Genomic DNA, 24,658 nt, shown 5'->3' on the forward strand with positions numbered 1-24,658 from the left:
TTTGCTGAGGCGTTGGATCAAGCGGCGACCGGATGGCGGGCTTTACGCGCCTGCTTGGTCTGGTACATGGCCAGATCGGCCTGCTGCAACGCGGTATCGGCATGGGTGCCCGGCGTGACGGCCACCAGGCCCACACTGGCGCCGGTGTAGTTCAGGCTCACGCCCTGGCCCAGGCACAGCGACTCGGCCCGGGTGCTGGCAAACAGGCGCGCCTGTGTCTCGCTCAAAGCCGGCGCAATTGGCTCATGCAGGTGGGGGCCCAGCCCGGCAAAAACGAACTCATCGCCGCCCTGGCGGGCGATCAGGTCCGAGCCGCGCATCGCCTGGCGCATCTGCTCGGACAGCAGCTGCAAGAAGCGGTCGCCCGCTTCATGGCCATAGCCGTCGTTGATGGCCTTGAAGCCATCCATGTCGATCATGCCCACGAGCACATAGCGCTCCTGGCGGCGGGCAATGGCCTGCAGCTGGTCGAGCTGCTCGATCAGTGCGCGGCGGTTGGGCAGGCCGGTCAGCGCATCGGTGCGCGCCAGGCGCTGCAGCTCTTCGTTTTGCACCTGGATCTGCACGAGCAGCTGCTCGCGCTCGACCTGCTGGCCCAGGAACTGGGCAAACAGGCGCATCACATCCCGTGTCTCGGGCAGCAGCGGTTTGCGCGATGCACTGGCGCCGCACAGGGTGCCGTAGAGCATGCCATCGGACAGGTGCACCGGCGTGCTGGCATAGGTCTGGATGCCCAGCGCCTGCGCGGCCTGCGAGTCGCCCCAGAGGTGGCTGACATCGTCGGTGTAGAGGCAGTTCTCATCGATGGCGCGTTTGCACAAGGTGTCTTCCCAAGGCACGCTCAGGTTCTCGGGAATCTGCAGGCTTTGGGTATTGCGCGCGAACAGCACCTGCTGGACACGCTGGCCCAGGTCAATGCGTGTGAGGTAGGTGGATTCCAGACTGGTGACTTTTTGCAGCATCTCCAGCAGGGGGCGCGTCAGCTCCTCCAGACTGCGAGCTTTAGCAAACGTCTGGCCCAATTGTGAAATCAAGGCATTCATAGGATGGCTCGTTGGGAGATTGTTGTTTCATATCGTAACTCGCAATCGACTGCTTGGGGATGATCTCTTTCAATGGGGCCGGTAGGGTGCGTCTACAAAATCTGCTGGCACGGGTCTGCAGGGGGCAGGGTAGGTGTTGTGCCAGCGTAGGCAGTGGTGCTTCGGGGAAGCGCTTTTGCCACTTTGACTCTGCTTGCAGCATGCCCCTTGGTGGCGGTGGCGGTGGCGGCCGCCGGGCTGCGGGGAAATCCGGCAAGGGCTGGGGGTAAACGCGCATCAGTTATGTTTGCTGCATGAAACACAACTTTTTTGCGTTGGGCTGGCGCCAATTGCTGCGCGACTGGCGTGCCGGTGAGCTGCGGCTTTTGTTGGTTGCGGTGGCGCTGGCGGTGGCCGCGCTGACCTCGGTGAGCTTTTTCTCGGACCGCCTCCAAGCGGGGCTGCAGCGCGATGCCAGCCAGCTGCTGGGCGGCGACGTCGTGGTGGTGAGCGACAACAGCACGCCAGCGGCCTTTGCCGACAAGGCCCGGTCGCTGGGTTTGCAGGGCGTGACGACAGTCACCTTCCCGACGATGGCGCGCTCGGACGATGCCGATGGCGGTGAATCGCGCCTGGTGGGCCTCAAGGCGGTGCAGGCCGGTTATCCGCTGCGCGGCAGTCTGCGCACGGCCGCCGCTGCCGGCCAGCCCGATGCGCCGACCCGCGACATTCCAGCGCGCGGCGAAGTCTGGGTGGACCCGAGCCTGATCGAGGCGCTGGGCCTCAAGACCGGCTCGGTGCTGTGGCTGGGCGACAAGCGCTTCACCATTGGCCGCGTGCTGACGATCGAGCCGGACCGGGGCGCCGGCTTTCTGGGCTTTTCTCCGCGCGTGATGCTGGACTGGAGCGACCTGGCCGCGACCGGCCTGGTGCAGCCGGCCAGCCGCTTGCTCTACCGCTTTGCCGTCGCCGGTGAGCCCGCTGCAGCGGCGCAGTTTTTGCAATGGTCCGAGACCGAAGTGGCCCAGCCCCACAGCCATGGCGTGCGCATCGAGTCGCTGCAAAGCGGCCGGCCCGAGATGGAGCAAACCCTCGAGCGCGCGCAGAAGTTCCTGAACCTGGTGGCCTTGCTGGCCGCGCTGCTGTCGGCGGTGGCCGTGGCCTTGGCCGCCCGCACCTTTGCCAGCGCCCACCTCAATGGCGCGGCATTGCTGCGCGTGCTGGGCCTGGCCCAGCGCGCCATTTCCGGCGCCTATGTGGTCGAGTTTGTCATCATCGGTCTGGCCGCCAGCCTGCTGGGCGTGGCGCTGGGCTATGCGATGCACTATTTGTTTGTCTGGCTGATGGCCGGCCTGCTGGCCGTCACCTTGCCCGCTGCCAGCGGCTGGCCCCTGGTGCTGGGCGTGGGCATGGGCATGACCTTGCTGCTGGCCTTTGGCCTGCCCCCTGTGCTGCAGCTGGCCCAGGTGCCGCCGCTGCGCGTGCTGCGCCGTGATCTGGGTGCGCTGCGCCCGGCCTCGGCCTCGGTGCTGCTGCTGGGGGTACTGGGCTTTGCGGCGATGCTGCTGCTGGTCAGCGGGGATGCCAAGCTTGGTGGTATTGCGGTGGGCGGTTTTGCGATGGCGATCGTGGTGTTTGGCCTCTTGAGTGCTGCGGCCATCACGCTGCTGCGGCGCATGGTCAATGAGCGCACGGCGCCGCGCTGGTTGCTGCTGGCCACGCGCCAGGTCGCCGCCCGGCCCTGGTTTGCCGTGGTGCAGGTCAGCAGCCTGGCGGTGGGCCTGATGGCGCTGGTGCTGCTGGTGCTGCTGCGCACCGACCTGATCCAGACCTGGCGCCAGACCACGCCGCCCGATGCGATGAACCGCTTTGTCATCAACATCCTGCCCGACCAGGCCGATGCCTTCCAGCAGCGCCTGCGCCAGGCCGGCATCGACAAATGGGACTGGTACCCGATGGTTCGCGGCCGCCTCATCCAGATCAATGGCAAGGATGTGGGGCCGGGCGACTACAGCGAAGACCGCGCCAAGCGCCTGGTCGACCGCGAGTTCAATATCTCCCACAGCGATGTGCTGCAGGAGCACAACCAGATCGTGCAGGGCCAGTGGACCCCAGGCGAGGCGGGGGGCGTCAGTGTCGAAGAGGGCATTGCCCAGACGCTGGGCCTGAAGATGGGCGACCGCCTGCTGTTTGACATGGGCGGCGTGCAGCACGAGAGCACGATCACCAGCCTGCGCAAGGTGGACTGGGGCTCGATGCGCGCGAATTTCTTTGTCATGTACCCGGTCGCGCAGATGAACGATGTGGCCGTCACCTACCTGGCCGCCTACCGCGCGCCCGATACGGCGGGCTTTGACAATGGCCTGGTGCGCGAGTTTCCCAACATCACCAATGTGGACCTGCGCGCCACGGTCGCCCAGCTCCAGCAGGTGCTCAACCAGGTGATCCGCGCGGTGGAGTTCCTGTTTGGCTTTACCTTGGCCGCGGGCCTGGTGGTGCTGTTTGCCGCGATCACCGCCACGCGCGAGGAGCGCGCCCGCGAGTACGCGATCATGCGGGCCGTGGGCGCGCGCAGCCAGTTGCTCCAGCAGGTGCAGCGCGCCGAGCTGGCCGGTGTGGGCCTGCTCGCCGGTGTGCTGGCCAGCGTGGTGGCCATGGCCATTGGCTGGGCGCTGGCCCAGTTTGTGTTTGACTTTGCCTGGGTGCCGCGCTGGTGGGTGCCGCTCGCTGGCGGCGCCTGTGGCGCCTTGCTGGCGCTGGTGACCGGCTGGTGGGGCCTGCGCGAGGTGCTGCGCCGCCCGGTCGTCGTGACCTTGCGCGAAGCGGTGTGAATGCCGCGCCATAGAGCGGTAATATCGCGGGTGGCAGGACCGTGGGCGCTGTGCAGGCGCAGCGCCCGCTGCCTGATCCTCTGCCCCTGCGTACCCTGAGAGCCCTCTATGCACATCGAAGAAAAGCCCCCGTTTGACACCCCTTTTGACTGGATAGGCGGCGAGGGCCAGGTGCGGGCGCTGGTGGACCGCTTCTATGACCTGATGGACCTGGAGCCCGGCTACAAGGAGTTGCGTGACGCCCATGGCAGCACTTTGCAGGATGCGCGCGACAAGCTGTTCTGGTTTCTCTGCGGCTGGCTGGGCGGCCCTGACCATTACCAGCAGCGCTTTGGCCACCCGCGCCTGCGCATGCGCCATATGCCGTTTTCGATCGGCATTCTGGAGCGCGACCAGTGGCTGGCCTGCATGGACCAGGCGATGGGCGATGTCGGCGTCGATGAGAAACTGCGCAGCCGCCTGGGCCAGAGCTTTTTCCAGACTGCGGACTGGATGCGCAACCGCTGACTCCAGCCCGAGCCGCTGGTGGGTTGCGCAGGCATTCTGTGCAGCGCCCCGTCTGCGGCGGGAGGCTTGCCGCCCATTACCTGATTTCTTGACTTCTGTCATGCACCAGGTTCGCAAAATGCAACGTCCACGCTGGTTTGCATTCCCTATGGGGGCGCCGCAGCGCTTTGGCCCATAATCAAGCCACTAAAAACGATGAGGGTGGATGAGGGTTATGAATACCAATTTGATGGTGGTCTCGGCGGTGGTTGCTGCCTTGCTGGTCTGGGGCGTGCTGGTCTACAACCGCTTGATGGCCTTGCGCAACCGCACCAGCAATGCCTTGGCGCAAATCGATGTGCAGCTCAAGCGCCGCTACGACCTGGTGCCCAACCTGGTGGCGGTGGCCAAGAAATACCTGGAGCACGAGTCCCAGACCTTGGAGGCCGTGATCCGCGCGCGCGGCCAGGCGCAGGCTGCAGCCAGTGCGCTGCGCGCAGCCCCTGGTAAACCCGAGGTGGCGGACGCCATGGTGGCCGCGGAAGGGGCGCTGGGCGGTGCCCTGGGCCGCTTGATGGTGCTGACCGAGAGCTACCCGGACCTCAAGGCCGATGACACGATGCGCTCGCTCAGCGAAGAGCTGGGCAGCACCGAAAACCGCATTGGCTATGCGCGCCAGGCCTATAACGACCAGGTGCTGGCGTTCAACAACGCTTCGCGCGCCTTCCCGGCGATTGTGGTGGCCTCGATGCTGGGCTTTCATGCGATGCCGATGCTGCAGTCCACGCAAAATGCCCAGGAGCGCGACACCGTCCGCGTGCAGTTCTGAGCCGATGAAGGCCGCAGCCCGCGACCATGGCCACGCGCTGCGCGGTGAGCCTGCAGCGGCGCAGCCATGAACTTCTGGGATTTCCAAGCCAGCGCACGGCGCCGCACCTGGGGCCTGGTGGCCGCTTTTGCGCTGCTGGTGCTGGGCATTGCGGTGGGCGTGCACCTGGTGCTGGCGCTGGTGTTCTGGACGCCGGCGCTGGTCGCAGTGCTCTTCAGCCAACTGCGGCTGGAACAGGTCGCAGTGCATTACCCGGCCGGCTTTCTGGCCACCAATATCGGCATCGTCAGCCTGATGGTGCTGGGCGGCGCCTGGATCAAGCGCAGCAATCTGCGCCAGGGCGGCCTGCACCTGGCTAGGCAGCTGGGCGCGCGCGAACTGCGCCCATCGGTGTCTCATGCCGAGCAGCAGTACCAGAACATTGTCGATGAGCTGTGCATTGCCGCCGGTGCCCAGCGGCCCCAGGCCATGGTGCTGCCACGCGACCGCTCGCTCAATGCCTTTGCCGCTGCCTGGGAGGCCGAGGATGCGGTGATCGTGGTGTCCATGGGCGCGCTGGAATACCTCAGCCGCGATGAGCTCAAGGGCGTGGTAGCGCATGAGCTGTCCCATCTGCACGAGGGCGATACGCGGCTCAACATGGAGTTGGCCGGCTATGTGTTCGGGCTGGAGATGCTGTTCAACTATGGGCGCGACTGGGTCGAGCGCGGCGTGTCGCTGTTTGGCCGGCCGCTGATGGCCGTGGGCTGGCTGGGCTGGTTGGCGGCGCAGGCGCTCAAGGCTGCCGTATCGCGCCAGCGCGAATACCTGGCCGATGCCCGCGCCGTGCAGTGGACCCGCAATCCCGATGGGCTGGGCCGCGTGCTGCGCAAGGCGCTGTGGCAGCAGGACTACCCGTTGCAGGCCGATGCCCTGCAGCCCCGTGGCGGCGCAGCCGGGGCCTATTCGCCGCTTGTGGAGCACATGCTGCTGCTGGAGGTGCACAGCATCGAAGAGATGCATGACTTCTGGCACCTGGGCGGCGCGCGCTGGCTGGCCAGCCACCCCAGCCTGGAAGCGCGGATCGCCCGCATCTATGGCGAAGACGAAGCGCGCGAGGCGCTGCCGCTGCAGGACCCGGACCAGCGCTGGGTAAACCCTTTCAGCGCTCCCTTGCCGCAGGGCAAGCCCGGGGCTTCTTAAGGCCTGTCAATCAGCGCTTGGGCTTGTCACTGCGGTACTGCGCCGCCCAGGATGCGACCTGCTGGGCCACCGGGTCGGGTGCCGGCACGGCCGCTGCCTGCTGGGCCAGTGCCTGCATCTGCAGCAGCGCATCGGCCACATTGACGGCGCTGGCCGCCATCGATGCGGCACGCAGCAGCACCACCAGGGCGCCGGCGCCACCATCGGCCGGGCGCGCCTGTACAAAGGCCAGCACCTCGTTTTTCTGCACCAGCCAGCTGTGCACCCGGCCTTTGAGCACCGGCATGCGCCCGGGTGAGCCCAGGCCCTTGCCATGCACCACGCGCACGCAGCGCAGCCCCTGGCGCTGCGATTGACGGATAAAGCTGCCCAGCGCCTGACGCGCCTCGTCGGTGCGCAGGCCATGCAGGTCGATCTGGCGCTGGATGGTCCAGTGCCCGGCGCGCAGCTTGTGGACCACATCGCGGCCAATGCCCTTGCGCCGAAAGCTCAGCTGGTCGTCGGTGTCGAGCAGGGTGCTGGCGTCGAACTCATCGCTCATCGCTTCGAGCAGCACACGCTGCTCGTCGGCCCAGTGCTGCAGCGGTAGCGGGTCGGGCGGGGGCGTTTCGGCGCTGATCTGGCCGCTGCTGGGCAGCGGGCGCACGGCGCCTACGGTCTGGCGAAACAGCTGGCGGTCGCGCTCGCTCTGGCGCAGCGCCTGCTGGCGGGCGGCTTCTTGCAGCTGGCGCTGGGCTGCCTGCTCGGCCTGCAAGGCCGTCAGCGCCTTGCGCAGCTGCTTGAGCTCCCGCAGCGATGCCACGCTGCCGGTTTTGTCCTGCTTACTCACATCTCACCTTCCTCGGCCATCGACAGTGCTGCTCCGGGCCCAACAATAATATGGTCCAGCACACGCACATCGACCAGGGACAAGGCGGCCTGCAAGCTCTGCGTGAGTTGCTGGTCCGCCTGGCTGGGCGTGACCTGGCCGCTGGGGTGATTGTGCGCCAAGATCACCGCTGCAGCGTGGTGGTGCAGGGCCCGCACGACCACTTCGCGCGGATAGACGCTGGCCTGGCCCAGGGTGCCGCGAAACAATTCCTCCAGCGCAATCAGCTGGTGCTGGCTGTCGAGAAACAGCACGGCAAACACCTCATGGTGCTTGTGCGCCAGGTGCAACTGCACATAGGCTTTGACAGTGGAGGCACTGCCAAGCAGGCTGCGCTGCTGCAATTGCTGGGCCATCGCGCGGCGGGCCAGCTCCAGCACCGCGATCAGCTCGGCGCGCTTGGCCGGGCCCAGGCCCTTGACCTGTGCGAGCTCGGCGCTGCTGGCCTGCAGCAGGCCGTTGATGCCGCCAAAGCTGCCTGGGGCATCGGGCTGGCGCGGGGCCAGCAGTTCAGCGGCCCATTGCAGCACGCTCTTGCCGGCCATGCCGGTGCGCAGCAAGATGGCCAGCAGCTCGGCATCGGTCAGCGCGCCGGCGCCCTTGGCGAGCAGTTTCTCGCGCGGCTGGCAGTCGGTAGGGATGTCTTTGAGGGGCATGGCGTCCTCTCAGTGCAGCTGGCCCGGCAGCGGCTGGGCGCGAGACGGGCAGGGCAGGGGCCGTGCATGCCTTGCGCAAGCGCGGGCAGCGGCAGGGGCAAGGCAGCAAAGATGGGTGTTCATAGGCACTCCTGGAGGTTCGCTGTCGGCCGGTGGCCTGGGGACCGGGCAAAACCACTGCCTGGGGCGCGGGCTCTGCCTGGGATCTTTTGATGCAGGTTGCATGCAGGGGTTTCACCCTACAACCTACAATACACCCCAGTTTATAGGGATTTGCATGACTACTCCGATGGCCCCCGTGACGCCGCTGCCTGCCGATGCGCCAGTGGTACAACCCGGATCGTTTCTGACCTTGCACTACCGCCTGGCTGGCCCGGCGGGCGATGTGATCAACACCTTTGAAGGCAAACCCGCGACCCTGTCGCTGGGCATGGGTGAGCTGTCGCCGTCGGTCGAGAACCTGCTGCTGGGTCTGCCCGAGGGCACGCATGCGACCTTCCACGTTCCCGCCGGCGAAGCCTTTGGCGAGCGCAACCCGGACATGGTGCAGTGGGTGGCGCGCCGCCTGCTCAATGAGCTGGGCGATCCGATGGAGCAGTACACCCTGGGCGATGTGGTGCAGTTCCCCACCCCCGATGGTGCCAGCACCTATGCCGGTGTGGCGATGCAGGTGCGCGACGATGGCGCAGTGCAATTTGACTTCAACCACCCGCTGGCCAGCCAGCCGGTGACCTTTGAAGTCCAGCTGATCGGGGTGCTCTGAGCATGTTGCGGCCCCAGGAAATCGTATTGGCCGAGCCGCGCGGCTTTTGTGCGGGCGTGGATCGGGCGATCGAGATCGTCGAGCGTGCGATCGAGAAATTTGGCGCGCCCATCTATGTGCGCCACGAGATTGTGCACAACACCTATGTGGTCAACGACCTCAAGGCCAAGGGCGCGATCTTCATCGAAGAGCTCGATGACGTGCCGCCCGGCGCCACCTTGATCTTCTCGGCCCATGGCGTGAGCAAGGCCGTGCAGCTGGAGGCCGAGCGCCGAGGCTTTAGCATTTTCGACGCCACCTGCCCGCTGGTGACCAAAGTCCATGTGGAAGTGGCCAAGCTGGCCAAAGAGGGCTATGAGTTCATCATGATCGGCCACAAGGGCCACCCCGAGGTCGAAGGCACGATGGGCCAGCTGTCCGAAGGCATCCACCTGGTCGAAGAGGTGGGTGATGTGGCCCATGTCCACCCCAGCCAGACCGACAAACTGGCGGTGGTGACCCAGACCACGTTGAGCGTGGACGATGCCGCCGAGATCACGGCTGCCGTCAAGCTGCGCTTTCCGCAGATCCGCGAGCCCAAGCAGCAGGACATTTGCTATGCGACGCAGAACCGCCAGGATGCCGTCAAGGTGATGAGCAGCCAGGTGGACCTGGTGATCGTCGTGGGCAGCCCCACCAGCTCCAACAGCAACCGCCTGCGCGAGCTGGCCGTCAAGTTGGGCACGCCGGGCTATATGGTGGACAACGCTGACGAGCTCCAACCCGAATGGTTTGACGGCATCGCCCGCGTGGGCCTGACGGCAGGCGCCTCGGCCCCCGAGGTGCTGGTCAAGCAGGTGATCGAGCGCATCAAGGTGCTGGGCGCGACCTCGGTGCGCAAGATGGATGGCATCGAAGAGACCGTGAAGTTCCCGCTGCCCAAGGGCCTGAAAATCGATGTCGGCGGGCTGGAGATTTCTGCACGATCTCCGGAGACGGGTCGCTGAACGAGGCCTGGTGGCCTGGCGGCTCGTCCACTCCCGTTGATCGCGGTGGGCAGTGCCCACCCCCACCCCCTTTCATTGGGCAGGCCTAGGCGCTGCCCCACCCCAAGAGGTAATTCATGCTTGATATTTTGTTGCTACGCAAAGACCTGGACTCGGTCATCGCCCGTTTGCAGACCCGCAAGAGCCCCCAGGCGTTTTTGAATGTCGAAGCCTTCAAGGCCTTGGAGGCCGAGCGCAAGACCATCCAGACCCGCACCGAAGAGCTGCAGGCCAAGCGCAACCAGCTGTCCAAGCAAATTGGCATGCTGATGGGCAAGGGCGAGAAGGACGCGGCCGAAGCGGCCAAGGCCGATGTGGCCGCGATGAAGACCGAGCTGGAACAGTCGGCCACGCGCCTGGATGAACTGCAGGCCGAGCTGCAGGCCATGCTGGTGGCCGTGCCCAACCTGCCGCACGAGAGCGTGCCGGTGGGCGAGGACGAGTCGGCCAACGTCGAAGTGCGCCGCTGGGGCACGCCGCGCAGCTTTGATTTCGAGATCAAGGACCATGTCGATGTCGGCATGCCGCTGGGCCTGGACTTTGAGGCTGGCGTCAAGCTGACCGGCTCGCGCTTTACGGTGATGAAGGGTCCGATCGCCCGCCTGCACCGTGCGCTGGCGCAGTTCATGATTGACCTGCAGACCGAGCAGCACGGCTACACCGAGTGCTATGTGCCCTACATCGTCAACAGCGACTCGCTCAAGGGCACGGGCCAGCTGCCCAAGTTCGAGCAGGACCTGTTTGCCGCCAACAAGGGCGGCCAGGATGCCGAGCCGGTGCCCGATACTGCGGCGCTCTACCTGATCCCGACCTCGGAAGTGCCGCTCACCAATCTGGTGCGGGACGAAGTGCTGAGCGAAGACCAGCTGCCCATCAAGCTGACGGCGCACAGCCCTTGCTTCCGCTCGGAAGCGGGCTCGGCCGGCCGCGACACGCGTGGTCTGATCCGCCAGCACCAGTTCGACAAGGTCGAGATGGTGCAGGTGGTGCATCCGGACAAGAGCTACGAGGCGCTCGAAGAGATGACGCGCCATGCCGAAGACGTGCTGCAGCGCCTGGGCCTGCCGTACCGCGTGCTGGCGCTGTCGACCGGCGACATGGGTTTTGGCGCTGCCAAGACCTATGACCTGGAAGTCTGGCTGCCCGCGCAGAACACCTACCGCGAAATCAGCTCGGTGAGCAACTGCGAAGCCTTCCAGGCCCGTCGCATGCAGGCCCGCTTCAAGAACGCGCAAGGCAAGAATGAGCTGGTCCACACCTTGAACGGCTCGGGCCTGGCCGTGGGCCGCACCCTGGTGGCCGTGCTGGAGAACTACCAGAATGCTGACGGCTCGGTGACGGTGCCAGAAGCGCTGCAACCTTACCTGGGCGGCGTGGCCGTGCTGAAGGTCTAAGCATTTTAGGCTTTCCCTCGTCCAAAGCCGGTGCAGCAATGCCCCGGCTTTTTTGTGGGTGCCGGCTTATGCCAGCGCCAGGCGCGCCTCTCCCCACACCGGCATATAAAACAGGCGCGGGCGCGGCAGTTGTGCCGTCCAGGCGCTGTAGCTGCGCGCGGCAATCTGGTGCAACTGGCGGATGTGCTGGGGCAATTGCGCCAGGATCTGCGCCCGGCTTTGCACGGCGGGGCCAGCTGCGCTGCGCAACTCGGGCGCACCTTCATCGCACCAGTCGCGCACGCTTTGCGCGGTGACCTCCAGATGGCCTTGGAAGGCCCAATGGCGTCCATGCACAAAGCCCTTGTTCAGGCAGTGGCGGCCGTACATGCTGCGGCTTGCGCCTGGCGGAATCTCAAAGCTGTCGTAGTGCCAGTTGAAGATGGTGGCCTCGGCGGGCAAGTCCATCTGTTCTTGGGCTTGGGGCGTGACCCAGACGCGACCCCAGCCGATGTTGGCGCAGGGGTTGCGCCAGACGCGCGCGCCCATCGCACGGGCCAGCATCTGCGCGCCAAAGCAGTGGCCGAGCACGGGCACGTCCGCCGCCAGGGCGCTTTGCAACAGGCAGCGCTCCTGCTCGATCCAGCGCAGCTGCTCATTGGCGCAATGGTTGCTGCCCAGCACAATGATGCCGCGGTAATCACGCGCGCGCATGGCTGCGATGCCCTCGTTGCAGGGCCTGATCAATGCATAGGGGATGCCGTGCTGCTGCAAATGCGCGAGCAGCACGCCTGGGCCCTGCGAGGTTTCATGCTGGAGGATGGCGACAGGTTTCATGGAGGCTGGCTTGCAGGTCAAGCCCTGGGTGGAGAGGCCTCCACTGTAGAAAGCCTGGCATTGAGCGCATATCTAGACTGCGTGGGCTGGCATCAAGATGGCGTCAAGGGGCCGCAACCTGCGTTGTGGTCTTTTTCGGCACTGCTGCAGCGCGCTGGGCTCCTCTCTATGATCGGCAGCAGGTGGCCTTACCGCACTTGCGCCCGCACCCCGCCGGGCCGCAGCGGTGGGCCCCAGCCCTACACAGAAAGCTGAGGTAAAGCATGTCGGATCAAGCCTACCAACCGCCCAAGGTCTGGACTTGGGACAAAGGCAATGGGGGCGCATTCGCCCATATCAACCGCCCCGAAGCGGGCGCCACGCATGACAAGCTGCTGCCGGTGGGCAAGCACCCCTTGCAGCTGTATTCGCTGGGCACGCCCAATGGCGTCAAGGTGACGATCATGCTCGAAGAGCTGCTGGAGCTGGGCATTGCCGAGGCCGAGTACGACGCCTGGCTGATCAATATCGGCGAAGGCGACCAATTTGGCAGCGGCTTTGTCGAGGTCAACCCCAACTCCAAGATCCCCGCGCTGCTCGACCGCAGCGGCAGCACGCCTGTACGCGTGTTCGAGTCGGGCTCCATCCTGCTGCACCTGGCCGAGAAGTTTGGCCAGTTCCTGCCCAAGGAGGGCGCAGCCCGCACCGAGGTGCTGAACTGGCTGTTCTGGCAGGTGGGCAGTGCGGCCTTTCTGGGCGGCGGCTTTGGCCACTTCTATGCCTATGCGCCAGAGAAGATGGCCTACCCGATCAACCGCTATGCGATGGAGGTCAAGCGCCAGCTCGATGTGCTCAACCGCCAACTGGCCGAGCAGCGCTTTATTGCTGGGCAGGATTACAGCATTGCCGACATGGCCGCCTGGCCCTGGTATGGCGCGCTGCTGAACAACGAGGTCTACAACGCGGCCGAGTTCCTGGATGTCGAGTCCTACCAGCATGTGCGCCGCTGGACCGATGAGATCGCGCAGCGCCCTGCGGTGCAACGCGGCCAGCGGGTCAACAAGGTGCGCGGTAGCTCGCCGATGCCCGAGCGGCACAGCGCAGCGGACTTTCTGCGCTGATTCAGAAGCTGGCGTGCTGGGCCGATCAGGCGCGCCAGAAGTACCAGCCCGCCAGCACCAGGGCCAGCACCACCACGAATACGGCCGTCCAGGCGCCCGAGCTTTGCACCCGGCCGGGTTCATGGCCGGGGGCCATCCAGGCTGCGGTACCTGCGGGCGCGGGCGCTGGGTGGCTGGGGGTGTGGGGCAAATGGGCCTCGACCAGCCATTGCTGCGGGTCGCCCGATTCAATGCGGTCCTTGGCGTCCTTCAAGCCGATGCCGGTCGCATCCCGCAGCAGCTTGATGGCGACGATCTTGTCGCCCCGGGCCAATGCCGTCTCGATGGCAGTTCGCAGCGCGGCACCCTCGCGTGGCGGCTCATGGCCGTCGCCGCCATCCAGCTGTGATTCCAGCACATGCTTGGCTTCTGCCAGGCCCATGCCGGTTTCTTCGCGCAGGCGCTTGATGGCGGCAATCTTGTCGTTATTGCGCCAAAGCGACGCGATATGGGCAGGGATGGGAGCGGACATGGGCAAGGCTGCGGATGGTGGAGCAGCAGCCTTTGTACCCCGTTTGCGCGGCTGCGGCCATAGGACGGAGGCTGACATTACCGCCTCCTGGGTGGGCGCCTTAGCCCGGTGTCCATCCCTTGGGTACGCGCGGCTTGTCAATGCCGGCCAGGCCGCAGAGCACATCGGCCATGCCTGAAAAATCGAGACCGCCATGCTGGCTGGCGCGGGCCAGGCTGTAGGACTCGTGCACGGCCGCGGCCACCGGCATGGGCACCTTGCTGGCATGGGCGGCAGCGACGACCAGCGACATGTCCTTGTGGGCCAGGTCGATCGTGAAGCCCGGCGTGGTGTCACCCTGCAGCACCTTGTTGGCAAAGTTCATGCGCAGCTGGCCATTGGTGGCCGAGGTGCCCAGCAGCACCTGCAAGGTCTTGGTGATATCGAGGCCAAAGCGCTGCGACAGCGCCAACGCCTCGGCATTCACCTGAGTCAGGGTGACAGCCAGGTAGTTGTTGACCAGCTTGGTGCGCCCGCCCGTGCCCACCGGGCCGCAGTGGTGCGTGGTGGTGCCCATGGCGTCGAGCAAGGGCTGCACGCGGGCCAGATCGGCGTCGCTCGCGCCCACCATGAAGAGCGACTCGCCCCGGTCGGCATGCTCGGCCAGGCGGCCCACGGGCGCATCCACCATCGTCAGGCCCTTGGCAGCGGCCTGCTGGGCCAGCCGGTCGGTGGCCAGCGGGTCGATGGTGCTCATGTCCATCAGAATGCTGCCGGGCTGGGCATGCGCAAAGATGCCGCCATCGCCCAGCGCCGTCTGTTCCACCTCCACCGACGAGGGCAGCATGGTGACGATGATGCTGCAGTCGCGGGCCAGCTCGGCCACGCCGGCGCTTTGCGCGCCCATCGCGACCAGGTCCTTGACCGCTGTCGGGTTCAGGTCATGCACAACCAGTGCAAAACCCTTTTTGACGAGGTTGGCGGCCATGGGCTTGCCCATGCGGCCCAGGCCGATAAAACCGATCTTGTCTGCCATGCATGTCTCCTTGTTGGTATGCAGCCATGATGGCAGGCGTGAGGTGCTGCCCCCTGTCAAACACAGGACATCAGCGGGGTAGTGCAAAAGCGGCCAGCACCTCCAGCACTGCAGCGGCTGCCGGGTTGTGGCTGCCATCGCGGCGGTGGGCCACGGCCATGGGGCGCATCAGCCGGGGCCAGAGCTGGCGCACCTGCACGCCAGGCAGGTGCAGCTGGTCTTCCACCTCTTCGAGCGGCAGGATCACCGCACTTTGGCTGGCCGCTGCCAGGCTTTTGAGGGCGCCGGGGTAGCTGAGCGTGAGAAATGGCCGGGGGTGGTGGCCTGCCTGGCCGAACCAGCCGGCAATCAGCCCATGCATTTGCGTGGCCGGCGCAAACGAGGCCCAGCGCTTGTCCGCCAACCAGTCCGGCGTCACTCGCTTGGGCGCCTTCCAGGCCGCGGGCAGCAGCACCACCATCGGGTCATTGCGCCAGGGCGTGAGCACAATCTCGGCGCTGCTGGGCTGGGGGCTGGCCACAATCGCCACATCGAGCGATCCCGCGCGCAGGCGCTGCATCGCATCGGCCGAGCCCACCGCTTCGAGCTTGACCTCGACGCCCGGGCTGCGCTGGCTGAGTTGCTCGAGCATCATCGGCAAGAGGCGTGTGCTTACCCCTGCCGAGACGCCCACCTTGACCAGGCCTTCGCGGCCACTGGCGCGGCGCTGCACCAGGTCGATCAGCTCATCGCTGGCGTCGAGCAGTTGGCGGCCCTGGGCCACCAGCACTTCGCCCGCTGCCGTGAGCACCGCCTGGCGCCGGCCGCGCAGCAGCAGGGCCGTGTCCATGCGCGCCTCCAGCTCCTTGATATGCAGGCTGATCGCCGGTGGCGACAGGTGCAGCGCTTGCGCGGCTGCGGCAAAGGTGCCCAGGTCGGCGATGGCGACCAGGGTTTGCACCTGGTCGAGGTTGAGGTTTCGCATCAGTTTTTCTGAAGTGAATGCATAGGAAATTCAACTTTACAGAAGTCTGGCCGGCGCCGAGCATCGGTGTCCATGCAAAACCCTCGACCACTCCCCGATTCCACGCTCCAGCAGCCGCCACCTATAGCTGCCCAGCTGCCGCTCGGCTGGCTGGCCAGGCGCTGGCGCCGCTGGCTGGATCTGTGCCAGCGCGCCGAGCAGCGCATCAGCGAGAACTTCCGGGTACCACCAGGTGGTGGCTAAATGGGTGCATCGTTTCTCCATGGCGCCATCTGCCAGCGGTCGCTATCGAGCGCCAACCGGTGCGTCAGCGCCAGCGCATCAAGCAGCGCCTCATCGTGCGAGACAACAACCAGGCAGCCCGGGTAGCTGCGCAGCATGTCCTCCAGCGCTTGCAGTGCGGACAGGTCCAGGTGGTTGTCCGGTTCGTCCAGCAGCAGGAGCTGCGCGGGCGCATCGCGGTACAGCGCGCAGGCCATCGCAGCTTTGAGCCGTTCGCCACCGCTCAGCTGGCCGCTGGGCTGCAGAATGCAGCGCGCATCGAGCCCCAGCTGCGCCAGGCGCATGCGCAGCACGCCTTCCGGTGTCTGGCAGTTGCTTTGCTGCAGCTGGGCGAGCAGGCTTTGCGCCGGGTCCAGCCCGCTTTGCTGCTGGTCCAGCATGGCCCAGGGCACATGCACTTGCCGCTGTCCGGCGCTGGGGGCCAACTGGCCGGCGAGGATCTGCAGCAGGCTGCTTTTGCCGCTGCCATTGGGCCCTGTGATGGCCAGGCGCTGGCCCGCGCGCAGCTGCAGGTTCAGGGGCTGCGCGCCGGGCAGGCGCGGTGACTGCAGCGCCTGCAGCTCGGCAACGATGGCATCGCTGCTGCGGCACCGATCAAAGGCCTCGGGCGGCAGCTGCCAGTGGATGGGGCCGGCCTGCCAGTCGATGGCCTGGGCCGCTTCGCTGACGCGGGCGTTCAGCGCCTCGCGGGCAGTGGCATGCTGGGTCAGCAGTTTGCCTGACGATGCCTGGGCGCGCTGCTTGGCGCCGCCCAGCAGGATCTTGGCCTGGTTGGCTTGCTTGCCCTCTTTTGCGCCTCTGGCCTGCCTTCGCTCCTGCCGCTCTTGCTGCGCGCGCAGCGCCTGCTCGCCGCGTTTGCGCTCCTGCTTGCTGCGGGCCAGCGCATCCGCCGCCAGTTGCGTGCGCTGCTGCTGGGCCTGCTGGTAGCCGCCAAAGGAGCCGCTGTACAGCTGCAGTCCCTGGCTGCTCAGCTCGGCAATCGTCTCCATCTGCGCGAGCAGGCGCCGGTCATGGCTGATCAGCAGCAGGCCGCCGGGCCAATGCCGCAGGCGCTGCGCCAGTGCGGCGCGGCCCGCGGCATCGAGGTGGTTGCTGGGCTCGTCCAGAATCAGAAAATCGGCCTGGGCCCGTTGCGCGCCCAAGAGCGCCAAGCGCATCGCCTGGCCGCCGCTCAATGCGCTGGCCGGGGTCTCTGCGGGCAGCGCGGGCAAGCCGCTGTCTTGCAGCAGGGTCTGGAACTGCTGGCGCAGATCCCAGCGCTCGGCCACCAGGGCAAAGTCCTGCGGGTCGCTGCTGCCTTGCTCGATGCGCTGCAAGGCCGCCAGTGCAGGCGCCAGCCCAGCCAGCGCGGCAATGCTCTGGCCGGGGTGCTGCACCAGCAGGTTCTGCGCCAGGTAGTGGATGCGGCCTGCGCGGCTGATGCGGCCACGCGTCGCCTCGAGCTCGCCGGCCAGCAGCCGTGCCAGCACCGTTTTGCCCACGCCATTGCGGCCGACCAGCGCGGTGTGCTGGCGGTCAAAACGGGCGTGGAGATCGGAGAAAAGCGGCCGGCCTTGCGGCAGCGAATAGGAGACGCCATGCAGCGCCAAATGTGTGTCTGTCATACCCGTGCGATGTCATCGATGCCGAACATCCCCGAGCCATGGCTGGTGAGCCTTGCAGCCTTGGCACCCGTTGGACAGGGCAGCCGCTGCCATCAAGGGGCGGGACGTGGGGCCGTCAACAAGACGGCAGCATCAATGGCGCATGGGTAGAAGACCTCGCACAGGTAAAGAAGCGGCCCATTGTAGGCCGCATGCCGCAGCGGTCAAGGCTGCGGTTTGGCAGACCCTCAGCCCATCATGGATGCAAACGCTTGCTGGTACTGCTGCAGCTTGTGCGGGTAGTGGGCGGCACCGGTGTCAAACACCCAGTGCCCGATCGCAGGCGCGGGCGCCAGCCCCAGGCTGTGCAGCTGGTGCAGCGCATCGAGCTGGGTCTTGAAGCCATGCAGCATGGGGCCGTTGACGTCTTCATCGGAGTGGATGCCGGTGTCCAGAATGCTGGGCGCGATCGCAATGCTGCGGGCATTGCGCAACTGGCCGACGCGCAGTGCGCAGGCCACGGCCGCTGCGCTGGTCGCCGGGCTCCAGTCTTCGGGGTGGCCCATGCCGATGACCAAGATGGCAGCGGCTTGCGCGGCGCCCGCAGGCGGGGTGATGAGCAGCGTCTCGAGCGGCTGGGCGCGGAAGGCGCCATCGCGCCGGGCCTGGGCCAGCTGGCCGCCCAGGGCGGCATCGAGGTTGGCCAGGCCGCCTGCCAGGGGCTGGTGGTCCACTTCATGCGTGAACATGCAGGCGCAGGAGAGGTCGACCTGCGCCCCGGTGGCGTCCACCGTGACAAGTTCTATCTTTACGCCACGGTACTGGCCGATCTCGCCACGTTCTACTGCTGCTGCCATGCTGGGGTCTCCTGTCAAGCGGGGTTGCACTGCGGCCCGGTGCCGCAGGCGTGATCGATCGATCGTACCCAGCTCCTCAATGGGGTGCAGCGGACGGCCCATTTTTCGGAGTGTGGGGGCCTTCGTCATGGGTCTCTTGCTGCGCCAGCTGCTCTTGCAGCAGTTCGACAAAGGCACGCACCTTGACTGGGCGAAAGCGCGCGGCAGGGAACACCGCATGGATGCCGCCCGAGGGCAGCTTCCAGTCGGGCAGCACCTGCAGCAGCCGGCCGCTGTGCAGGTCGTCCGCCACCGCATAGTCGGGCAGCACCGACAGGCCCGCGCCGTGGCGCACTGCCTCGCGCACGGCCATCGTGGCGTTGAGCGACAGCACCGAGGGCATATTGACATTCTGGCGCTCCAGCGCGCTGCGCGAAAAGCTCCAGTGCAGCGGTTCGCGCAGCGCCGTGTTGGCAACAAAGGGCAGGGCGCGCAACTGCTGGGGCTCCTGGATGCCGGACAGCTGGCTGCGCCAGGCAGGTGCGGCCACCAGCAGCTGGCGAAAGCTGCCGATCTGGCGCGCCTGCAGATGCAGCTCGGTGAGCCAGCCCACGCGGATGGCCAGCTCCACCTGGCCGTCCATCAGGTCCAGCGACTGGTCGCTGAGCGACGCATCGACCTTGCACTGCGAGTAGCGGCGGCAGAACGCGGTGATCGCCGGCACGATGGCCGCGATGCCGTAGTCGAGCGGTGCTGTCAGCCGCAAGGTGCCCGAGGGTGCCTGGGCCGACTGTGACAGTTCATCAAAGGCGTCTGCGGCTTCCTTGAGGATCAGTGCGCAGCGCTGGTAGAAGGCCTGGCCCGCATCGGTGGGGGCCACCTTGCGCGTGCTGCGGGTGAGCAGACTGGTGCGGAAGTCCGCCTCCAGCCGGGCCACCTGCTGGCTGACCACGGCCTTGGTGATGCCCAGGCGCTCGGCGGCGGCCGTGAAGCTGCCGGTCTCGACCACCGCACTGAAATAGGCCAGGCGCTTGAGGTTGGAGAAGTGGCCAAGGCTGGTATCGTTCACATTGTTTGCTTTTTGCATACGAATTATCTATTTGATATCTATTTATTTGTCAATCCAAACCACCTACTATGGCGGCATTGCATCCGATATGGAATAGATATGAAACGTCTGTACTACCTTTTTGACCCCCTGTGCGGCTGGTGCTATGGCGCGGGCCCGCTGCTGGAAACCCTGGTGCAGCGCAGTGGCGAGCAGCTGCAGCTGCTGCCCAGCGGCCTTTTCTCGGGCGAAGGTGCCCGCCCCATGGATGAGGCCTTTGCGGCCTACGCCTGGAGCAATGACCAGCGTATCGAGCGCCTGACCGGCCAGCCCTTTAGCCAGCGCTACCGCAGCGAGGTGCTGGACAAGCCCCAGCAGATGTTTGACAGTGGCCCGGCCACGGTGGCGCTCACTGCCGTGCACCTGACCGCGCCGCAGCGCGAGGCCGAGGCGCTCAAGGCGATCCAGCATGCGCGCTATGTCGATGGGCTGGACAACACCGCCATCGCCGTGTTGCTGGAGTTGCTGCGCGGCCTGGGCCTGGATGACGCGGCCGCCCGGCTGGCGCAGCCCGATGCCGCTTTGCTGCAAGCCAACAGCGCACGCGTGGCGCAGGCCCGGCAGCTGATGCGCGAGCTGGGCGCCCAAGGCGTGCCCAGCTTTGTGCTGGAGCGCGATGGCCAGCGCCAGCTGCTCAACGCAAGCACCGCTTTTTCCAACCCCGAAGCCTTTGTGGCGCAATGGCTGGCCGCCTGAACCTGTACGGAGACTGTATGACCACCAGCAACCTGGACACCATTGCTGCCACCTATGAAGGCAGCCCCGAGGACAACGCCCGCCATTTGATGGCCGCGCTCGCGCCCGAGGTGCTGTGGATCGAGGCTGCAGGCTCGCCCTATGCGGGCCAGTATGTTGGCGCGGCGCAGATCGTGGAGGGCGTATTTGCGCGGATTGGCAGCGACTGGGCGGTGTTCAGCGCTCAGGTGCATACCTACCTGGCCGATGGCGACCGGGTCGCCGCTTTTGGCCGCTACACCGGCACGCACCGCGCCAGCGGCAAGGCCATGGTGGCGAGCTTTTCGCACCTGTACCAGCTGCGCGATGGCCAGATCATCCGCATGGAGCAGGTGGTGGACAGCGCCCCCATGCTGCAAGCCATGCAGCCATGACGGCCATGTACAGCGCCGACGAACTGCGCCAGCTGCAAGTGCTGGCGGCCCGGTTGCAAGCGGGCGACTGGCATGCCGCCCACGATGGTGTGCAGCGCTACTCCGGCCTCATGGCCGCCTGGCTGCATGGCATCGTGCATTTGCAAGAAGGCGATCTGGAAGACGCCGAGAACTGGTATGAGCGCGCGGGAAAGCGCTTTCGCCAGCGCGAGAGTCTGGCCCGGGAGCTGGAAAAACTGCAGGCGGCGATTGCGCAAGCTATTGCAGAGCGCATCGCTGCCGATGTCTGAATCCCTGGGGTGCAGCCTCGCCTGCGCCCACCTTTTTTCACTTCTCTTTTGAAAGCAAACACGACCATGAAACAACGCTACTACACGCTGTCGGCCTGCGCACTGGCCGCTGCCCTGTTGGCCGGCTGTGAGCGCAGCAGCACGGCATCGGCGCCTGCTGCGCCAGCCGCCAGTGCGCCGGCAGCCCCCGCGCCGGCCGACACCCAGCAAGTTGCGCTGACCACCGAGGTCTTCAACCCGGGCGAGCAGGCGATCTTTGCCGTGTCCTCGGTGCTGGTGCAGGGCAAGAGCGAGGTGCTGCTGATCGATGCGCAGTTCTCGGCCGAGCAGGCGCGCAAGCTGGCCGACAAGATCAAGGCCACCGGCAAGCGCCTGACAACCATCTATATCAGCCATGGCGACCCGGACTTCTACTTTGGTCTGGACACCCTGCAGGCCGCGTTCCCCGAGGCCAGGATTGTGGCCACACCGCAGACCATTGCCCATATCGAGGCCACCAAGGACGCCAAGCTCAAGGTCTGGGGGCCGCAGCTGGGTGAGAACGCGCCCAAGCAGCTGGTGGTGCCCCAGCCGCTGCAAGGCGACAGCCTGCAGGTGGATGGCCAGGCCTTGCAGCTGATCGGCCTCGATGGCCCGACACCGGACCGCACCGTGGTGTGGATTCCGTCGATCAAGACCGTGGCCGGTGGCATCCCGGTGCTGGCCGGTGAGCATGTCTGGATGGCCGATACCCAGACGCCGCAGTCGCACAGCGACTGGCTGGCGATGCTGGCGCGCATCAAGGCATTGAACCCGGAGGTCGTGATCCCCGGCCACTTTGCCGGCGTGATGCCCGCTGGCACGGCGGCGCTGGACTTCACCGCTGACTACATCCGCGCCTTTGACGAAGAAACGGCCAAGGCCAAGGATGGCGCGGCGCTGGAAGCGGCGATGAAGCAGCGCTTCCCCAACCTGGGCGGCCTCGAAAGCCTGGCGCTGAGCGCCAAGGTGGCCAAGGGCGAGATGCAGTGGCACTGATGAAGGCGGAATAGGTCGCATCGAGTGGCACCCTGGCGGGATCGAGCCATCCCCGCCGGGGTGCATTGCTTTTTGCCTACAATGCGTGTTTTGGCTGGAATCTCCAGCCCCTTTGGCGTGCGCGCCAGATTCCAGGCCTTTTTCCGTTGTTTGTTAATGCAGCACATTCGTAATTTTTCCATCATTGCCCATATTGACCATGGCAAGTCGACCTTGGCGGACCGCCTGATCCAGTATTGCGGAGGCCTGGCTGAGCGCGACATGGAGGCACAGGTGCTGGACTCGATGGACATCGAGAAAGAGCGCGGCATCACGATCAAGGCGCAGACGGCGGCCTTGCAGTACAAGGCCAAGGACGGCAAAGTCTATAACCTCAACCTGATCGATACCCCCGGCCACGTGGACTTCTCCTATGAAGTCTCGCGCTCGTTGTCGGCCTGCGAAGGCGCGCTGCTGGTGGTCGATGCCTCCCAAGGCGTCGAAGCGCAGACAGTGGCCAACTGCTACACCGCGCTGGACCTGGGCGTGGAAGTGTTTGCCGTGCTCAACAAGATGGATCTGCCCAATGCAGACCCGGACAATGCCAAGGCCGAGATCGAGGATGTGATCGGCATTGATGCGAGCGATGCGATTCCCTGCTCGGCCAAGACCGGCATGGGCATTGAAGAAATTCTGGAAGCCGTGGTGGCCAAGGTGCCGCCACCCAAGGGCGAGCCCGAGGCACCCCTGCGCGCGATGATCGTGGACAGCTGGTTTGACCCCTATGTGGGCGTCGTGATGCTGGTGCGCGTGGTCGACGGCCAGCTCAAGAAGAATGAGCGTTTCAAGATGATGGCCACCGGCGCGGCCTATGAGGCCAACAGCCTGGGCGTGTTCACGCCCGCCAACGAGTCGCGCGATGTGCTCAGGGCCGGCGAGGTGGGTTACATCATTGCCGGCATCAAGGAGTTGAAGGCCGCCAAGGTGGGCGACACCATCACCCTGGAAAAGAAGCTGCCCAACAACCTGGGCCCGGCCAGCGCGCCGCTGCCGGGCTTCAAGGAAGTCAAGTCCCAGGTGTTTGCCGGCCTGTACCCGACCGAAGCGTCCGAGTACGACCAGCTGCGTGATGCGCTGGAAAAACTCCAGCTCAATGATGCGGCGCTGCACTACGAGCCCGAAGTCTCGCAGGCGCTGGGCTTTGGCTTTCGCTGCGGCTTCCTGGGCCTGCTGCACATGGAAATCGTGCAGGAGCGTCTCGAGCGCGAGTTCGACCAGGACCTGATCACCACCGCGCCCAGCGTGGTCTACCAGGTGCTCAAGGCCGATGGCGAACTCGTCGATGTGGAAAACCCCTCGAAGATGCCAGATGCCGGCCGTCTCGAAGAGGTGCGCGAACCCATCGTGACCGTGCATCTCTACATGCCCCAGGACTATGTCGGCCCGGTGATGACCCTGGCCAACCAGAAGCGTGGTGTGCAGATGGACATGGCCTACCACGGCCGCCAGGTGATGCTGACCTATGAGATGCCACTGGGCGAGATCGTGCTGGACTTCTTTGACAAGCTCAAATCGGTCTCGCGTGGCTATGCCTCGATGGACTACGAGTTCAAGGAATACCGGGCCTCCGACGTGGTCAAGGTCGACATTCTGCTCAACGGCGAGAAGGTGGACGCGCTGTCCATCATCGTGCACCGCTCGCAGTCGGTCTACCGTGGCCGCGCCGTGGTGGCCAAGATGCGCGAAATCATCAGCCGCCAGATGTTCGACGTGGCGATCCAGGCGGCGATTGGTGCCAACATCATCGCCCGCGAAACGGTCAAGGCCATGCGCAAGAACGTGCTGGCCAAGTGCTATGGTGGCGACATCACGCGTAAGCGCAAGCTGCTGGAAAAGCAGAAGGCCGGCAAGAAGCGCATGAAGCAGATCGGCTCGGTGGAAGTGCCCCAAGAGGCGTTCCTGGCGATTTTGCAAGTGGACGATTAAGAAGAGAAGAAGCCAAGAACAACGCTATGCAACTCCTGACAACACTGATTCTGGCCGCTTTTGTGGCCTATATGGGCGCCTGGTACAGCGGCGCCATTGAAGGCAATTTTGCACTGCTGCTGTTTTTGGCCACGGTGATCACCGGCGCCTACTGGCTGGCAGAGCGCTTTTACTTCTTCCCCCGGCGCCAGGCGGCCGCTGCCCAGCTCGAGGTCTCGGCGGCCGAGCGGCGCCGCCAGCTCGATGCCCAGGGCATCGACAAGGTTGACGGCGACGATGTGCAAGAAGGCAAGGCGCGCCTGTTGATGCAGCCCTGGTGGCTGGATTGGACCGCGGGCCTCTTTCCGGTGATCGCGGTGGTCTTCATCCTGCGCTCTTTCCTGTTTGAGCCCTTCAAGATTCCGTCGGGCTCGATGATTCCCACCTTGCAGGTGGGCGACCTCATCCTGGTCAACAAGTTCACCTATGGGGTGCGCCTGCCGGTGATCAACAAGAAGATCACCGAAGGCACGGCGCCCAAGCGCGGCGATGTGATGGTGTTCCGCTACCCCCCGCAGCCGAGCATGGACTACATCAAGCGTGTGGTGGGTGTGCCCGGTGACGAGGTGTCCTACATCAACAAGCGCCTGACCATCAATGGCAAGGCGGTGCCGACGACCAACCAGCCCGATTACTTCGAGCAGGATGCGATGCGCTACTTCAAGCAGATTGAAGAGCAGCTGGGCGACAAGCCGCACCGCTCCATCATCAACCCGGACGTGCCCAACTTCGTGCAGGGCGTGACGGATTTCAAGTACAAGGACAACTGCCGCTACAGCGTCGAGGGCGTGACCTGCAAGGTGCCCGAAGGCCATTACTTCATGATGGGTGACAACCGCGACAACTCGTTGGATTCCCGTTACTGGGGCTTTGTGCCGGATGCCAATATTGTCGGCCGGGCCTTCTTTGTCTGGATGAATTTCGGTAACATCAAGCGTATCGGACCGTTTAACTAAAAAAGTTTTCT

General features: G+C 65.5%; 24 protein-coding genes and 1 pseudogene. 15 read left to right on the forward strand and 10 right to left on the reverse strand.

The window, feature by feature from the left end; genetic code table 11:
* Positions 1-17: 17 nt before the first annotated feature.
* Positions 18-1,043 carry a sensor domain-containing diguanylate cyclase gene (locus tag N4T19_RS21570; RefSeq protein WP_116924736.1) on the reverse strand — a complete coding sequence of 342 codons (1,026 nt, stop codon included), beginning with the start codon at positions 1,041-1,043 and terminating at the stop codon, positions 18-20.
* A 293-nt stretch (positions 1,044-1,336) separates the two neighbouring features.
* On the opposite strand from N4T19_RS21570, the gene N4T19_RS21575 reads away from it, so the two are divergent.
* From N4T19_RS21575 to N4T19_RS21590, 4 genes are all read left to right on the forward strand, one after another.
* The gene (locus tag N4T19_RS21575; RefSeq protein ID WP_260718979.1) at positions 1,337-3,853 is read left to right on the forward strand and encodes an ABC transporter permease; all 2,517 of its coding nucleotides are present in this window, start codon (positions 1,337-1,339) and stop codon (positions 3,851-3,853) included.
* 108 nt (positions 3,854-3,961) lie between these two features.
* Positions 3,962-4,360 (forward strand): group II truncated hemoglobin, encoded by a 399-nt coding sequence (locus N4T19_RS21580; RefSeq protein WP_260718980.1) that lies wholly within the window; start codon positions 3,962-3,964, stop codon positions 4,358-4,360.
* A gap of 214 nt (positions 4,361-4,574) precedes the next feature.
* The gene (locus N4T19_RS21585; protein WP_116924739.1) at positions 4,575-5,168 is read left to right on the forward strand and encodes a LemA family protein; all 594 of its coding nucleotides are present in this window, start codon (positions 4,575-4,577) and stop codon (positions 5,166-5,168) included.
* Between the two features lie 66 nt (positions 5,169-5,234).
* The gene (locus tag N4T19_RS21590; RefSeq protein ID WP_116924740.1) at positions 5,235-6,350 is read left to right on the forward strand and encodes a M48 family metalloprotease; all 1,116 of its coding nucleotides are present in this window, start codon (positions 5,235-5,237) and stop codon (positions 6,348-6,350) included.
* Between the two features lie 169 nt (positions 6,351-6,519).
* Here the strand turns inward: N4T19_RS21590 and N4T19_RS21595 are convergent.
* Positions 6,520-7,179: pseudogene (locus N4T19_RS21595) on the reverse strand (Smr/MutS family protein); the annotation flags it as partial.
* The gene (radC, locus tag N4T19_RS21600) at positions 7,176-7,874 is read right to left on the reverse strand and encodes a RadC family protein (RefSeq protein ID WP_116924741.1); all 699 of its coding nucleotides are present in this window, start codon (positions 7,872-7,874) and stop codon (positions 7,176-7,178) included. The pseudogene N4T19_RS21595 and the gene radC, both read right to left, overlap by 4 nt.
* Before the next feature lie 277 nt (positions 7,875-8,151).
* Here radC and N4T19_RS21605 point away from each other — a divergent pair, with 277 nt between their 5' ends.
* The 3 genes from N4T19_RS21605 to serS all read left to right on the forward strand — a co-directional run bounded on the left by N4T19_RS21605 (position 8,152) and on the right by serS (position 11,056).
* Complete coding sequence (locus tag N4T19_RS21605) at positions 8,152-8,637, forward strand: FKBP-type peptidyl-prolyl cis-trans isomerase (protein ID WP_232539547.1); 486 nt, start codon at positions 8,152-8,154, stop codon at positions 8,635-8,637.
* 2 nt (positions 8,638-8,639) lie between these two features.
* Entirely contained in the window at positions 8,640-9,623 is a 984-nt protein-coding gene (gene ispH, locus N4T19_RS21610) for a 4-hydroxy-3-methylbut-2-enyl diphosphate reductase (protein WP_021026409.1), read from the forward strand.
* Positions 9,624-9,739: 116 nt separating this feature from the next.
* Positions 9,740-11,056, forward strand: coding sequence for a serine--tRNA ligase (gene serS, locus N4T19_RS21615; protein WP_116924743.1), 1,317 nt, complete (start codon positions 9,740-9,742; stop codon positions 11,054-11,056).
* 66 nt (positions 11,057-11,122) lie between these two features.
* On the opposite strand, the gene N4T19_RS21620 is transcribed toward serS, so the two are convergent.
* The gene (locus N4T19_RS21620) at positions 11,123-11,872 is read right to left on the reverse strand and encodes a type 1 glutamine amidotransferase (RefSeq protein WP_116924916.1); all 750 of its coding nucleotides are present in this window, start codon (positions 11,870-11,872) and stop codon (positions 11,123-11,125) included.
* A 263-nt stretch (positions 11,873-12,135) separates the two neighbouring features.
* Here N4T19_RS21620 and yghU point away from each other — a divergent pair, with 263 nt between their 5' ends.
* A complete protein-coding gene (gene yghU, locus N4T19_RS21625; RefSeq protein ID WP_260718981.1) occupies positions 12,136-12,972 on the forward strand; it encodes a glutathione-dependent disulfide-bond oxidoreductase in 837 nt (278 codons plus the stop codon).
* A 25-nt stretch (positions 12,973-12,997) separates the two neighbouring features.
* On the opposite strand, the gene N4T19_RS21630 is transcribed toward yghU, so the two are convergent.
* From N4T19_RS21630 to N4T19_RS21640, 3 genes are all read right to left on the reverse strand, one after another.
* Positions 12,998-13,483: a ribosomal protein L7/L12 gene (locus N4T19_RS21630; protein WP_260718982.1), complete on the reverse strand. Its 486-nt coding sequence runs from the start codon at positions 13,481-13,483 to the stop codon at positions 12,998-13,000.
* Between the two features lie 100 nt (positions 13,484-13,583).
* Positions 13,584-14,498 (reverse strand): NAD(P)-dependent oxidoreductase, encoded by a 915-nt coding sequence (locus N4T19_RS21635; protein ID WP_116924917.1) that lies wholly within the window; start codon positions 14,496-14,498, stop codon positions 13,584-13,586.
* Between the two features lie 70 nt (positions 14,499-14,568).
* Positions 14,569-15,462, reverse strand: coding sequence for a LysR family transcriptional regulator (locus N4T19_RS21640; protein ID WP_116924746.1), 894 nt, complete (start codon positions 15,460-15,462; stop codon positions 14,569-14,571).
* Positions 15,463-15,534: 72 nt separating this feature from the next.
* Here N4T19_RS21640 and N4T19_RS21645 point away from each other — a divergent pair, with 72 nt between their 5' ends.
* Positions 15,535-15,705, forward strand: a complete 171-nt coding sequence (locus N4T19_RS21645) for a hypothetical protein (protein ID WP_260718983.1) — start codon at positions 15,535-15,537, stop codon at positions 15,703-15,705.
* On the opposite strand, the gene N4T19_RS21650 is transcribed toward N4T19_RS21645, so the two are convergent.
* From N4T19_RS21650 to N4T19_RS21660, 3 genes are all read right to left on the reverse strand, one after another.
* Positions 15,702-17,348: an ABC-F family ATP-binding cassette domain-containing protein gene (locus N4T19_RS21650; RefSeq protein WP_260718984.1), complete on the reverse strand. Its 1,647-nt coding sequence runs from the start codon at positions 17,346-17,348 to the stop codon at positions 15,702-15,704. The two genes, N4T19_RS21645 and N4T19_RS21650, sit on opposite strands and share 4 nt — an antisense overlap.
* 227 nt (positions 17,349-17,575) lie before the next feature.
* The gene (locus N4T19_RS21655) at positions 17,576-18,184 is read right to left on the reverse strand and encodes a M17 family peptidase N-terminal domain-containing protein (RefSeq protein WP_165841121.1); all 609 of its coding nucleotides are present in this window, start codon (positions 18,182-18,184) and stop codon (positions 17,576-17,578) included.
* Between the two features lie 76 nt (positions 18,185-18,260).
* Positions 18,261-19,250 carry a LysR family transcriptional regulator gene (locus tag N4T19_RS21660; protein WP_260718985.1) on the reverse strand — a complete coding sequence of 330 codons (990 nt, stop codon included), beginning with the start codon at positions 19,248-19,250 and terminating at the stop codon, positions 18,261-18,263.
* 81 nt (positions 19,251-19,331) lie between these two features.
* Here N4T19_RS21660 and N4T19_RS21665 point away from each other — a divergent pair, with 81 nt between their 5' ends.
* From N4T19_RS21665 to lepB, 6 genes are all read left to right on the forward strand, one after another.
* Positions 19,332-19,967, forward strand: a complete 636-nt coding sequence (locus N4T19_RS21665) for a DsbA family protein (protein WP_116924750.1) — start codon at positions 19,332-19,334, stop codon at positions 19,965-19,967.
* Between the two features lie 17 nt (positions 19,968-19,984).
* Positions 19,985-20,380, forward strand: coding sequence for a nuclear transport factor 2 family protein (locus N4T19_RS21670; protein ID WP_116924918.1), 396 nt, complete (start codon positions 19,985-19,987; stop codon positions 20,378-20,380).
* Positions 20,377-20,670 carry a hypothetical protein gene (locus N4T19_RS21675; protein ID WP_260718986.1) on the forward strand — a complete coding sequence of 98 codons (294 nt, stop codon included), beginning with the start codon at positions 20,377-20,379 and terminating at the stop codon, positions 20,668-20,670. The genes N4T19_RS21670 and N4T19_RS21675 overlap by 4 nt, the downstream gene beginning before the upstream one ends.
* 66 nt (positions 20,671-20,736) lie before the next feature.
* Positions 20,737-21,687: an MBL fold metallo-hydrolase gene (locus N4T19_RS21680; protein ID WP_260718987.1), complete on the forward strand. Its 951-nt coding sequence runs from the start codon at positions 20,737-20,739 to the stop codon at positions 21,685-21,687.
* A 156-nt stretch (positions 21,688-21,843) separates the two neighbouring features.
* The gene (gene lepA, locus N4T19_RS21685; RefSeq protein ID WP_021026425.1) at positions 21,844-23,652 is read left to right on the forward strand and encodes a translation elongation factor 4; all 1,809 of its coding nucleotides are present in this window, start codon (positions 21,844-21,846) and stop codon (positions 23,650-23,652) included.
* Between the two features lie 26 nt (positions 23,653-23,678).
* The gene (gene lepB / locus N4T19_RS21690; protein ID WP_116924752.1) at positions 23,679-24,647 is read left to right on the forward strand and encodes a signal peptidase I; all 969 of its coding nucleotides are present in this window, start codon (positions 23,679-23,681) and stop codon (positions 24,645-24,647) included.
* The last annotated feature ends 11 nt before the right edge of the window (positions 24,648-24,658 follow it).

The organism is Comamonas squillarum (assembly GCF_025309455.1).
GTDB classification, from domain to species: domain Bacteria; phylum Pseudomonadota; class Gammaproteobacteria; order Burkholderiales; family Burkholderiaceae_C; genus Comamonas; species Comamonas squillarum.